Source organism: Salinibacter sp. 10B (assembly GCF_002954405.1).
Classification (GTDB): Bacteria; Bacteroidota; Rhodothermia; order Rhodothermales; family Salinibacteraceae; genus Salinibacter.
This window is the reverse complement of sequence record NZ_MQWC01000004.1, coordinates 3,100,472-3,113,186: the sequence shown is the minus strand read 5'-3', so window position 1 is coordinate 3,113,186 and position 12,715 is coordinate 3,100,472. Positions and strand designations below refer to the sequence as shown.

11 protein-coding genes and 1 pseudogene are annotated in these 12,715 nt (G+C 63.1%); 6 read left to right on the top strand and 6 right to left on the bottom strand.

The window, feature by feature from the left end; genetic code table 11:
• Positions 1-22: 22 nt before the first annotated feature.
• The 3 genes from BSZ35_RS12700 to BSZ35_RS12690 form a co-directional block, all read right to left on the bottom strand.
• Positions 23-1,513, bottom strand: a complete 1,491-nt coding sequence (locus tag BSZ35_RS12700) for a nitrilase-related carbon-nitrogen hydrolase (protein WP_105012791.1) — start codon at positions 1,511-1,513, stop codon at positions 23-25.
• Between the two features lie 115 nt (positions 1,514-1,628).
• Positions 1,629-2,003, bottom strand: coding sequence for a 2TM domain-containing protein (locus BSZ35_RS12695; protein ID WP_181149330.1), 375 nt, complete (start codon positions 2,001-2,003; stop codon positions 1,629-1,631).
• Between the two features lie 135 nt (positions 2,004-2,138).
• Positions 2,139-2,783: a carboxypeptidase-like regulatory domain-containing protein gene (locus tag BSZ35_RS12690; RefSeq protein ID WP_181149329.1), complete on the bottom strand. Its 645-nt coding sequence runs from the start codon at positions 2,781-2,783 to the stop codon at positions 2,139-2,141.
• Positions 2,784-3,207: 424 nt separating this feature from the next.
• Between BSZ35_RS12690 and BSZ35_RS12685 the strand changes: the two genes are divergently transcribed.
• A complete protein-coding gene (locus BSZ35_RS12685; RefSeq protein WP_105012788.1) occupies positions 3,208-5,451 on the top strand; it encodes a DEAD/DEAH box helicase family protein in 2,244 nt (747 codons plus the stop codon).
• A 27-nt stretch (positions 5,452-5,478) separates the two neighbouring features.
• On the opposite strand, the gene BSZ35_RS12680 is transcribed toward BSZ35_RS12685, so the two are convergent.
• Complete coding sequence (locus BSZ35_RS12680; RefSeq protein ID WP_105012787.1) at positions 5,479-6,441, bottom strand: AraC family transcriptional regulator; 963 nt, start codon at positions 6,439-6,441, stop codon at positions 5,479-5,481.
• 270 nt (positions 6,442-6,711) lie between these two features.
• On the opposite strand from BSZ35_RS12680, the gene BSZ35_RS12675 reads away from it, so the two are divergent.
• The 3 genes and pseudogenes from BSZ35_RS12675 (at position 6,712) to BSZ35_RS12665 (ending at position 8,616) form a co-directional block, all read left to right on the top strand.
• A complete protein-coding gene (locus BSZ35_RS12675) occupies positions 6,712-7,461 on the top strand; it encodes an SDR family oxidoreductase (RefSeq protein WP_105012786.1) in 750 nt (249 codons plus the stop codon).
• Between the two features lie 478 nt (positions 7,462-7,939).
• Positions 7,940-8,092: pseudogene (locus tag BSZ35_RS12670) on the top strand (cupin domain-containing protein); the annotation flags it as partial.
• Between the two features lie 53 nt (positions 8,093-8,145).
• Positions 8,146-8,616 carry a cupin domain-containing protein gene (locus tag BSZ35_RS12665; protein WP_105012785.1) on the top strand — a complete coding sequence of 157 codons (471 nt, stop codon included), beginning with the start codon at positions 8,146-8,148 and terminating at the stop codon, positions 8,614-8,616.
• A 27-nt stretch (positions 8,617-8,643) separates the two neighbouring features.
• On the opposite strand, the gene BSZ35_RS12660 is transcribed toward BSZ35_RS12665, so the two are convergent.
• Together BSZ35_RS12660 and BSZ35_RS12655 are read right to left on the bottom strand one after the other, a co-directional pair.
• Positions 8,644-9,807, bottom strand: coding sequence for a histidine kinase (locus BSZ35_RS12660; protein ID WP_146110084.1), 1,164 nt, complete (start codon positions 9,805-9,807; stop codon positions 8,644-8,646).
• Between the two features lie 106 nt (positions 9,808-9,913).
• Positions 9,914-10,879 (bottom strand): AraC family transcriptional regulator, encoded by a 966-nt coding sequence (locus BSZ35_RS12655; protein WP_105012783.1) that lies wholly within the window; start codon positions 10,877-10,879, stop codon positions 9,914-9,916.
• Positions 10,880-11,181: 302 nt separating this feature from the next.
• On the opposite strand from BSZ35_RS12655, the gene BSZ35_RS12650 reads away from it, so the two are divergent.
• A complete protein-coding gene (locus BSZ35_RS12650) occupies positions 11,182-11,928 on the top strand; it encodes an SDR family oxidoreductase (RefSeq protein ID WP_105012782.1) in 747 nt (248 codons plus the stop codon).
• A gap of 174 nt (positions 11,929-12,102) precedes the next feature.
• On the top strand, positions 12,103-12,666 hold the full coding sequence (locus tag BSZ35_RS12645) for a flavodoxin (protein ID WP_105013832.1): 564 nt from the start codon (positions 12,103-12,105) through the stop codon (positions 12,664-12,666).
• The last annotated feature ends 49 nt before the right edge of the window (positions 12,667-12,715 follow it).

Here is a 12,715-nt window from a genome sequence, read left to right as displayed (position 1 = left end):
GGCCGGGAAACACCGGGCGTGATCAGGAGGCGGCGGGCGACGCCCCTCGGCACCGTCCGGATCGCACGTACGCGCCGCCGGCCAGCAAAATCAGCCCCAACCCGGAGCCCCAGGCGAAGATGTCCCCGAGGGCTGCGTACACCGTCGATGTCCCCTCCGCGGGGAGGTGCGCCATTTGCACGTGCTCCTTGGTGGTAAAGTGGTTCGCTCGGGCATGGGTTCGCCCCCACGGACCGGTCGCGAGGGTGAGGCCATTGGACGTGGGGCGGAGAAGCGCGGTGCCGTTCTCGATCGCCCGAATGCGGGCCATGTGCGCGTGCCGCTCGGCAACGGCCGACCAGTCGTTGGAGGGCGCCACGAGGAGGTCCACGTCCTTCCGACCGGCCTGCCGGATGAGGGACGGGAAGTCGAGATCAAAGCACACGACGCTTGACCACGTTCCTGCCGCCGAGACGATCGGAAGCGTGCCGGTTCCGGCCCGCCCGGGCTCGCCCGGCACGAGGTGCGTCTTGAGGCCTTCCGCCCGTACGGTCCCGTCCGGCCCAATCCAGACGACCTTGTTTCGAAGCCGGCGGTCCGACCCAGATCGGGGAAACACGTTGACGCCCATCGCGAGGTACACCTCGTGGTCGGCGGCCAGCGTGCGGGCGCGATCCAAGAAGGCAGACGTGTCTTCGAGGGGCACTGGCACAGCGGATTCGGGCCACGTGACGAGGTCAGCGCCGATCCGGGCCGCCCGCCGAGCCCGACGCAGGTAGTCTCGTTGCACGGCATGCGCCGAGTCCCGCACAGTCGCACGACTCTGTGCCTGCCGACGGATCGCCCAGAAGGACCGGGTATCGTGCTGCCCCACCACCGTCGCCACAGGAACGGTTTGGGCGGGAGCAGTCCAGGCGAGTCGAGCGCCCCCGAACAGGAGCGTGGCGGCGACCAGACTGCCCCACAGGCCGGTCGCCCATTGCACGGACGGAGACGCTATGCCCTCCTCCCAGACCGCGTTGCCCACACTGGCCGTCCAGTGCAGGAGGAAGGTAATCCCCCAGATGCCAGTGACGGACGTCAGTTGGAGGAGCGCCAAGTTCTGTTGGGTGTATGCCGCGCTCCCCCAGGTCCCAAAAGGGCCGAACGAGGCGGCGTACTCCACCGTCACGGCGGCCGCCGGAAAGACGAGTGTCGCCCACAAGCCCGACAGACGAGACGCCAGGAAACGGTCGGCAAGATACGGAAGGGCGAAGAGAAGGCCTTGCCCCGCCGTGAAAGCATAGAACGACGCGCCGCTGAACGGCACCATGTCGGCCCAGGTCACGGACACGACGCCGGTCGCCACCACGGCCACCAGCGCGGAGCCCCGGGCAACCGGTTGTTGGCGTACGAAGCGGAGCAGGAGAACAGGTGCGATCCACGCCGCCACGGGAACGATCCGCTGCCCGGTTGCGACGAACAGGAGCGGGACGGCAAGAATCAGACAAAGGAACGAACGAGAGAAGCGGCGTCCATCGAAGAAGGATTGCATGGGATCGGGGGGTGTGGCGTGTGCGATCAATCACTCGCAGGCTATAGAAAAACGGATTCTGCGGGGACGGACCTCGCGGTGAACGGAGCGACCAACAGTGAGCGGCGGCCTTCATTCAGTGAGCGGTTCCAGTCCTCGTGGAGGCGGCGGACGACGACTGCGGGGCCTCCAGATCCTCCTCTGCCGCGATCGCTTCGAGGTTTTGCAGCCGCTTCTCGACGCGGGTCCAGTCGGGGGTGTCCGTCGAGGTCGTCTGCCCGGACGGCGACACCGAGGGGAACGTGTCATTGGCCAACAGACGAAGGCCGTGCGAAAGGACGCCGAGGCCCCACCCGAACAGGGGCCAGATGGCCCAGATCACGTCGGGGGTCGTCAGCAGATTGATCAGTAGAAGTCCGATGTTCACCGTGAGGTAGGTGACGAGGTGGGCCAGGAAGCCCTTTCGAGGTGCGTCTGACGAGTGGAACGGGGCGTGGGGAAACGAGCACATGACACTACGAGGATTGTGGTGCAGGGAACGAGCGGAATGGTGCGAGTCGCTGCCTCTTCCATTGGCCGGCGGTCGCAGCAAGGAACCATGGCCGTCCATCGGAGGAGGTACCAAGCCCGGCGAGCCCGTGAGAAGTTAGAGCTCCACCTTCACGCCCCCGACGAAGAAGCGGCCCCAGTGCGTCACGTCCTCCACGCTGTGCGTGTCGGCGTCGTACAGCCGGGTGGCGACGTTGCGGCGCCCGGTTACGTTCTGCACCTCGACATAGCTGGTGACGGTGCCCCACGCGAAGTGGTCGCGGCGGTCGTTGCCCACAGCCGCGCCGGGCGCCCGCCGAATCTCTTCGGTCCCCAGCGTGCGCAGAGACGTGGGGGCGTCGGCGGCGGTCTCGTAGTAATTAGCCGTCACCTCGACTCCGTCCGTCTGGACGACCGTGGGCTGGAGCGTTACGGAGAGTTGATGGGGCCGCCCGTTAGTCACGGGCACCGGTCCGCGGACGACGGTCTCGTATCCCACCATCGATACCCGTACGGTGTAGGTTCCGGTCGGGAGACCGTCGAGAGTGAACCGGCCGTCGTTGCGGGTCGCGGTGCCTCGATCCAGACGTTCAATGTAGACGTTGGCGCCGGGAAGGGGTTGCTTGGTGGTCTGGTCCACCACCCGTCCCGTGAGGGCGCCGCGCGGAGCGTCCGACGTGTCCGTCCCCACGGGAACGGCCGCAACCGGGCCGACGCCGACGAACACACTCAGGAGGATCGTCAGAACGAAACCGAAGGACATCCGGAATGGAGAAATGAGATACAACATGGCCGACCGGCATGCGAGTTTTGGATAGGTCTCAGGCTCACCGGGTAACGTGCAATGTGAGCGCCCCGGTCGCAACGAACTCGCGCCGAACGGTCAGTGTCGAGAATGAACGGGCGCGAGCGAGAGGTGAGCGGTGCGGACCGGCACCCGTCTCCGCGAGCACTCGGACCACACCCTAGGATGCGGCATACCGATCTGTGAGGAAGGGCTTGGCAACTGTTTTTTCTCAAAAGGGGGACGATTCCGGAGATTCTGAATCTCCCTGCTCACGTGCGAAAATGGCTAGATGCGTTCGCATGAACAGTAGAACGGGAGTCGAGAGCGTACGCCAAACAATTCGACACGCCCAACGCACAACCCCCCTCCAACCCTCAACCCCCAAACGCACAACGAAGGCATGTCCCGCAGCCGCCACATCCCTGAGGCCGTCCGCCGCCGCGTTGAGTACTTCGACGGGCAGACGTGCGAGGAGTGCGGCCGTCCGATTGATGGGGAGAAACTGCTCCGCCACCTCGATCATAGAGAAGCATTTTCCGAGGGCGGCGAGCACGCCGTCTTCAACCTCGATCCGCTCTGCCACGAGTGCAATCAGGCGAAGGGGGCCGGCGACACCGCCCGCACCGAGCAGATGACGGCACGGCATGAGCGGCAGGACAACGACATCCGCCTCTACTTTCAGGAGACCGACGCGAAAATCGTCGGCAATAACCAGCTGCGCGTACCGCAGGAGGAAGGCTACGTGGCGCTGCGCGATTATTTTGCGGAAGAGCGCCCAACCTCACTGCCCGCCATCGTCACGCTGCCCACCGGCTGCGGAAAGTCCGGTCTCATCGCATGTGCCCCGTTCGGCATCGCGGACGGGCGCGTGCTGGTCGTGGCACCCAACCTCACGATCAAGGACGGGCTGACCGAAGGTACCCTCAGCGGCACTGGCAACTTCTACCACTTTTGCGACATTCTGCCGGAATCGGTCCGCCTGCCCCGCGTGGTGGCGCTGGAGCGGGGCCGCGTGAACGAAGAGGACTGCCGCCGAGCCGACGTGATCGTGACGAACGTGCAGCAGATGCAGGGCTGGCTCCCTCTCTTCCCGTCCGACTTCTTCGACCTCATCATCGTAGACGAGGCGCACCACGCCCCTGCCGACTCGTGGCAGAACGTGAACGCGGCCTTTCCCGACGCGAAGAAGATTTACCTGACGGCCACGCCCTTCCGGAGCGACGAAAAGCCGATCCGCGCCGAGCCCGTCTACAGCTACCGCCTCGCCGACGCCATCGCGGCTGGATACGTCAAAAACATCGTCCGCGTCGACGCCGTGGCTTCGGAGATGACGTTCACGGTGGAGGGCAAGGAACAGTCCTACACCCGCGAGGAGATCATGGACCTTCGGGAGGAAACGTGGTTCTCGCGGGGCGTGGCGTTGTCGGACGTGTGCAATGAGACGATCGTGGACCGTAGCGTGCAGCTTCTGCAGGCCAAAAATCGGCGCGGGACCGAGCGGCACCAGATTCTGGGCGCCGCCTGTTCGATCCGGCACGCCGAGCAGGTGGCGGCCCTCTACCGGGGGCGCGGCGTCGAGGCGGCGTTCGTGGCGAGCGAGGGCATGACGGAGGAGGAGCGGGAGCGGCGCCTCCGCGCCTACGAGCACGGCGACATCGACGCGATGGTGCACGTCGGCATCCTGGGCGAGGGGTACGACAATAAAAACATCTCCATCGCCGCCCTCTTCCGCCCCTTCCGCTCCGTGGCCCCCTACACCCAGTTTGTGGGCCGGGCCCTCCGCGCGCTTCCCAACGGCAACGACACCGATAACCTCGCGCACGTCGTGGCGCACGCCGGACTCAATCAGGAGGCGCATTGGCAGTACTTCAAAAATGAGACCGAGGAGGCGCAGGTGCTGGCCGACCTCGATGCGTGGGCCGCCGCTCAGAACGAGGAAACGACTGCCGCCGACGATCGCAAATCATCGTCAGAGCCCCGTGGATCCAACGATCCGGCGGAGGTGACGCGCGAGGAGATCGAGGGGTTCGACGTGGACGCGTACCTGCCGGTGGAGGGCGAGGACGCAAAGGAGGCGAAGGAGCACCTCCAGGACGTAGAAAACGCGCTCGATGCGCTCAAGGAGAAGGGTCTCGACGTCCCGGACGCCGACGCGTTCAGGCAGGAGATCGCGGCGCTCAATCAGCCGTTGGGGGACGAGGAATTGCCGCCTCCCCCCAACCGTCCGGCCCGCGAGCGGCACGCCTATCGGAAAATTCTGGATCACGCCGTTCGCCGCGCTGCGGGCACCATCCTGCACCGCCTCGACATTCCGGAGGGGACCGACCTCGTAGACGTCGTCGGGAAGGGCGAGGAGCAAAGCAACATCGAAGTCGTCATCCGCATGCTCAACCGTCGGGTGAACGCCACCGTCGACTGCGATGACGATACCAAAGGACGCAACGAGTGGCCGCTCGCGGTGCTGAAAGAAGCAAAGGCGAACGTTAGCGACGTGCGGGATTCGGTGCTCGCGGACATCGCCGCGGCAACGGAGTACGATGACTCTACCGCCCCGGAGACCTCTCCCGAGCGTTCCCGTGAGCCCGACGATTCAGCCGACGAGGACTGGGACGACGTCGAGTGGGGCAATCCGTTTAACGGATAGCCCGGATGCTCATCGTTGTGCGACTTGTTACCCTGTGGTCTGTTGCAACTGTTCAACGTCGCGCTTCGGCGGATCGCCAAAGAGACGTTTGTATTCCCGACTGAAGTGCGGAACGTCATTGTAGCCAACACGGTAGCCCGCCGTGGAGGCGTTCAGGTCTTCGCTGAGCATCAGCCGGCGCGCCTCCTGAAGGCGGAGCTGCTTCTGGAATTTCAGGGGCGTCATGCCAGTGACGGCCTTGAAGTGCTGATAGAAGCTCGACTCACTCATTCCAACCTCTTCCGCCAGGCGTTCGATCTTAATCGACTGGTCGAAGTCCTGGTGGAATCGCTGAATGGCCTGGGCAATGCGGTGGTCGCCTCCCTCCATCATAGCGAAGTGTCGAAGCCGGTGGCCCTGCTCTCCCTGGAGGAGGCGGAAGACGATCTCCCGCAGGATGAGCGGCTTCAAGACGTCCACCTCTTCCGGATGGTCCAGGAGCCGAACGAGCCGCACGGCGGCGTCCAAGAGACGCGGTCCGAGCGGGCTAATGTCGAGTGCTCGCACGCTGTCGCCCTCTGCCGGGGCCCCGTAGCCTCCCTCGACCATCACCGAGCTAACGAGATCAGCGTCGAGGGAGAGAATCATGCACAGGTACGGCTCCTCTTCCGACGCCTCGACGATCTCGCCCGCCATCGGCAATTTCGAGGTGATCAGAAGATAGTGGTAGGGGTCGTACCGGTAGTGATTGTCGCCCAACTGGACCACCTTGGCCCCCTGCGCCATCACGCAGAGCGCCGGTTGGGCAACGTTGTGGAGCGGCTCGGTGGCCTGGGAGCGGCGGTGAAGGGTAAGGCCGTCAAGCACCTCAACCCTGTCGTCTTCAGGCACGGCCCGGGAGATGCGGTCGACGAGTTCGGCCCGGTGGGCCTGCATCTGCAACTCCTCGCGCTTGTCGATCTGATTGACACTTTCATTATGGCCGCGGGGCGAATCTGTTGAGTCATTCATGGCAGCGGCTCTCTTCTGAGTTCGTGTATTTGGTCGTCCCTTGTTGCCTTCCAGCTCCAGCACAATACGACAACGCTAAAGAATATTTCAATGGTTCGGGGCCTATGGCACGCATTTCCGGAGGATGATCCAATGATCCTGGAAAATCCTCCAAGACGCAGGGCTCATGTGTTGAGTATCATAATCAGCGAACGAAAGAGAACGCCTCGGAGCCTCTGGACCGAGGGGCTTTCGCGCGAGAATACTCCCTGCAAATAAAGAGTCGAAGCGATGAGCAACATTGAAGGAAAGGTCGTTATCATCACCGGCGCGTCCTCGGGCATTGGGGAGGCGACCGCGAAGCGGCTTGCGGACGACGGCGCCAAGGTCGTCTTGGGCGCACGCCGCGAGGAGAAGCTGGAGCAGATTGCCAATGAGATCGAGGCGGACGGGGGAACGGCCGCCTACCAGAAGCTGGACGTTACTGTCCAAGAAGAGAACGACGCGATCGTCGAGTTGGCCAAGAGCACGTTCGGCGGCGTCGACGCCATCTTCCTGAACGCCGGCATCATGCCAACCGCCCCGCTTTCGGCGATGAAGACGGACGAGTGGCACCAGACGGTCGACGTGAACGTCAAGGGCGTTCTGAACGGGGTCGCCGCTGTGCTGCCAACCTTCACCGAGCAGGAGTCCGGCCACGTCATCGCGACCTCGTCGGTGGCTGGGCTGAAGGCCTATCCGGGCAATGCGGTGTATGGCGGATCGAAGTGGTTCGTGCGCAACTTCATGGAGGTTCTGCGCATGGAGTCGGCCCAGGAAGGGACGAACATCCGCACGGCGACGATCTATCCGGCGGCGGTGAACACCGAGCTTCTGAATTCGATCAGCCACGAAGGCTCGGCGGAGGCGATGGAAGGCCTGTACGAGCAGCACGGCATCTCACCCGAGCGGATCGCGAACGTCGTGGCCTTTGCGATCGACCAGCCCGACGACACGAACGTGAACGAATTTACGGTCGGGCCCACCACGCAGCCGTGGTAATACCAACTTTGCAAGCGCCGCTGGGTGTGGAGGTGTGAAGGTACGGAGTGGTTTTCGTGCCCATTCGTCCAGCTAGCCCTCCTTCCACATCCATAAGAGACTGCCCGAGTGAGGCCAAGTGCCTAGCGTCTCAGAACGTGTTGTGCTATATGTGGGCAGCATGTAGGGGCCCCAGACGCCAGAAATGGCTCCTCCCGTCGCTCCAGACTTGATCTGGAGCCTATCCAAGAGAGTGAGGAGGCCTCGTCCGTCCATCGGATAGGCTCTCAGTCAAGCTTGGACATCTAGATGTCCTAGAGCGACAAGGTGCTGTTTTCTCAAAATAAGGTTATCTCTGAAGGTTTGTGCATACTTTGCACTATGGCACAGGCCGTTCTCAGACCCGTCACGATCGATTTTCAATACGTTTGCCAATCCCATGGACATTACCAGAGCCAACACGCGACCAACGATCGACGGCCCGGAAAAGACCTTCACCGGCGACGTCGTCTGGTTCCCTCCAGGCGAGAACCACTGGCACGGTGCCACCCCCGAGCAGTCGATGACGCACATCGCCATTCAGGAAGCAAAGGACGGCGAGATGGTCGAGTGGGGGGAGAAGGTCAGCGACGAAGAGTATTCAGCCCAATAGCGTGAGCCGCTCAGTCCGATTTGTCTTCCCAATAAAAGAATCAACAGAAGCCTATGAACCGATTGATCGCATTCATCATCCCCTTCGCCATTTTCGCTGCGGCGCCTCTTGCGCAGGCGCAGGACCATGAGATTTCGGACCTCGACTCGCGTCCGACCGTCATGGGGCCGTCTGACTATTTCACCGGGACGGCCATTATCGAGCCGTTGTTCGACCCGCGCGGGCCGACGCGCGCAGGCGCCGCGAAGGTCATGTTTGCCCCCGGCGCACGCAGTGCGTGGCACAGCCATCCGCGTGGCCAGCGGCTGGTCATCACGTCCGGCCACGGCTGGGTCCAGCGGCGCAACGCAGAGCGACGGGCGGTCGAGGCGGGCGACGTCGTCTGGACCCCGGAGGGGGTGGTGCACTGGCACGGCGCGACCACAAGCCACTCCATGAGCCACATCGCCATCCAGGAAGAGCGGGACAGCTCCGTGGTCAACTGGAGGGACAAGGTCACGGACGAAGAGTATCAGCCCGAATAGGCGGTAGAATCGGGCCGACGGCCCCACTCACGGAGCCTCGGCCCGAAGCTCGGCCGCTGTATGGTAGGGAAGCCGGATGGTCGCTACGAGGCCTCCGTCGGAGGCATTCGACAGGTCGAGGGTCGCGTCCGGGCCGTAGAGGGAGTCCAGTCGTTTTCGGATGTTAGCCAACCCCACGCCCCCGTCCTGTGCGGAGGGCTCCACGTCGTCCGCGTCGATCCCCGGCCCATTGTCGCAGACATCCAACACGAGCTGACCATTCTCCGGACCGCGCCGCGCCCGCAGGGTGATGTGGAGGGGGGCGTCGTCCGACCCGTGTTTGATGGCATTTTCCACGAGGGGTTGTAGAATCAGGTCGGGGACGAGCGCGTCTTGGAGCCCGGCCTCGATATCCTCAGAGACCTCCAACCGACCCTCGAACCGAATGCACTGGATCTCAAGGTAATCCCGGATGAACGAGAGCTCCTTTTCGAGGGGCACCTCCTGCGTGGCCTCTCCTTCGAGCACACGGCGGAGGAGGGAGCTCAGTCGAGCGATCATGCGCTGGACGCCCTTCGGATCCCGTCCGGCGAGGGTGCTGATGCTATGGAGCGTGTTGAAAAGAAAGTGCGGATTGATCTGCATGCGGAGGGCTTCCAGCCGCGCATCGGAGAGCTGGGCCTGCAGCGCCCCGGCCTCTGCCTTGTAACGAAGGGCCGCATCCCTGCGCTCCTGAAACCGGAGGATGTAGGCCCGTGCCACTCCGGCAATGACGACGACCATAGCAATGCTGAACTCTTCGATGAAGCCGAACCCCGACAGGCTGCGTGCGAGCGTGTAGGGCTGGGAAAAAACAGGAAAGAGAATGTGACTTGTGTAGTCAATCGCAACCGCCGCCACGAACACCACCCCGAGATGCAACGGGATAGACCACAGCCACGTCTCCCGTTCAAGATTGAAGCGGTGCGTGAGCCAGAAGAATCCCGGGGTCGCGAAAAGCCAGAGTATATTCTCGAACGCCGTGTGGACCAGTCCCAGAGACCACCAGGACGAGGGCGCGTGGGGGCCGGTCGCCCGCTCCCCGATGGTCAAGAGAAACACGCAGGCCCAGAACGCGACGACCACGCCGGTCTCGATCCACAGTCGTCGGCCGGTGCGCCCGCCTTCAACTGCAGGCGAAGGGGAAATTTGTTGTGTTGATGGGTCAGTCACGATACGCGGTAGGGCTGCGAAGACGGTCTTGTCGGGGAGGAATGAAAAAGGGTCGTACCGTGTGGACAGCCCCGGCCGTCATGTCGGGACTGCCGGCAGTTCTCCTTCATTCGATTGGGACCGTCTTCGTTTCTTTGATCCGCTCCACTTCCTGCATCGGCGGGCGGCCGAACTCGCGCTTGTATTCCCGGCTGAAGTGGGAGGGGTTGTCGTAGCCCACCCGGTACCCGGCCGTCGAGGCGTTCAGGTCTTCCCCCAACATCAATCGGCGTGCCTCCTGGAGGCGAATCTGCTTCTGGAATTGGAGAGGGCTCATCCCGGTGAAGTCCTTGAAGTGCTGGTAGAAGCTCGACTGGCTCATGCCGAACTCCGCCGCGAGATCTTCGACCTGGATCGACTGGTCGAAGTCTTGCCGGAGGCGCCGAACGGCTTCGGCAATGCGGTGCTCCTGCCCGTTCAGCACGGCGATGTGCCGCAGCCGCTCGCCCTGCTCCCCCTGGAGCAGCCGGTAGATGATTTCTCGGGTGATCATCGGTTTGAGGACTGGGGCGTCTTCTGGTTCTTCTAGAAGGCGAACGAGGCGGACGGCGGCGTCGAGAAGAGAGTCACTCAAGGGGTTCACGTCAAGGGCCCGCACGTCGGATCCGTCCGGCGGGGCCGTGTGTCCGGCTTCCACCATGACCGAGCTCACGAGGGAGGGATCGAGGTCGAGGCGCAGACTCAGGTAGGGCGCTTCCTCGGAGGCATCGAGTACTTGTCCGGTGAGGGGCAACTCGGCCGTCACCAGCAGGTACTTGTACGGGTCGTACTGATAGCGGTGCTCGCCGAGGTGAATCTCCTTCTCTCCCTGGGCGATGACGCAGAAGCACGGCTGGGCCACCACGGCGTGGAGGGGCTCGTTGGTCGTGGAGGAGCGGTTGAGGAAGAGACCGTCCATCGGTTCCATCCGCCCATCCTCGGGAAGGGCTCGCGTGATGCGCTCTGTGAGCTCCGTCCGGTTGGCTTCTGCTTTCTGTTTCTCCGGATCTGTGGTCTGGTGGGACGCGGGCGTCGAGTCGTGTGTCGAATTCATGGCTGCACCTCTCGTGGGGCTCTCATGCGAAGGTCCACCTCCAGGGTACGACAGGGTTGGAATGGAATACAACCGATCCCGCCGTCTACTGCCGAATCTCGTAGGATTGTACAACGATCCTGGAATTCTGTTGTACCCAGGCTGTTTTCCCGTCGTGTACACTGGCCTGTGAGTAGGAAACGCTTCTCTTGCGCCCCCATCCGTTCGGTCGAAAGGCGTAGTGAGAGCGATGGGCCTGCGAGGGGATCGGTCGTTCCTACGGGGACCGACACATCGATTTTTATCCATAGAACGCGCATCACATGAGCACGAACATCGAAGGAAAGGTCGTTATCATCACCGGTGCCAGTAGCGGACTGGGAGAGGCCGCTGCGCGCCACTTGGCCGCCAAGGGCGCGAGCGTTGCGCTTGCGGCACGGCGGACCGAACGCATCGAGGCGCTGGCCGAGGAGATCACCGAAAAGGGCGGGGAGGCACTTGCCGTCACCACCGACGTGACCGAGCGCGAGCAGGTCCAGGCCCTCGTCGACCATGCAGTTGAGGCCTTCGGTCGTGTCGACGTGATGCTCAACAACGCCGGTCTCATGCCGCTCTCGCCGCTCGATCGCCTCAACGTCGACGAGTGGGACCAGATGATCGACGTGAACGTCAAGGGCGTTCTCTACGGCATTGCCGCGGTGCTTCCGTACATGGAGGAGCAGGCGTCCGGGCACATCATCAACGTGGCCTCCGTGGCCGGGCACGTGGTCTCGCCCGGGAGCGCCGTCTATTCGGCCACAAAGCACGCCGTGCGCGCTCTCTCCGAAGGGCTTCGCCAGGAGGTGAAGGACTACGGCCTTCGCACGACGATCATCTCGCCCGGCGCTGTCGACACGGAGCTTCCGGACACGATCTCTGAAGATGACGTGGCCGAGAGCGTCCACGGGCTCTACGATGCGCACGCCGTCCCCGCGGACTCGTTCGCGCGGGCCGTGGCCTTTGCGATCGAGCAGCCGGAAGCAGTGGACGTGAATGAGATCCTCTACCGGCCGACGAGCCAGGAACTTTAGAGGGGACTGGAAGGGAGAAGCGACTCATTTCCCCCTCCAAACTCAACAGAACCGATGCCCATGTTCTCTGAACAGCACGACCCATCTCGTGATGAGAGTGCATCCACGATGGACCGCCGACGATTTCTGCAAACTGGACTTGCCGTGACCGGAGCCTCCTTGTTTTCGCAGGGCATGAAGGTTGGCAGTGCCCGGGCGACGCCCCGGTCGGACGACGTTCTGATTGTGTACCTCACACGAACCGGCAACACGAAGGCCGTCGCCGAGATCATTCGCGAGGAGGTGGGCGACACAATGGTGAGTGTGGAGCCCGAAACGCCCTACCCGAAGAACTACGAAGAAATCGTGTCACAGGTCGCCCGGGAGAACGGGAGAGGATATGTGCCGCCGCTCAAAACAAAGATAGAGAATATCGGAGAATACGATGCCGTCTTTCTCGGCTTCCCGACCTGGGACATGCAGTTGCCGCCGCCGATGAGGAGCTTCTTGCACGAACACGATCTGAGCGGCACCACGGTGATTCCGTTCAACACCAACGGGGGATACGGAGTGGGGAGCAGCTTTCGGATGGTAGACGAGATGTGTTCGGAGTCTGATGTGCTGGATGGCTTCTCCACTCGTGGGGGGCTGGAACGAGATGGGATCTACCTTGCGATCGAAGGGGAGCGGCGGAAAGAGGTGCACGATTCGGTAACCACCTGGCTGGAGCGTATTGAGATCGGGGCGGTGGTCGAATGAGCGGGTCCCCTATTGAGTCGCACGACACTGTCTTTTTGGAATCAGACGA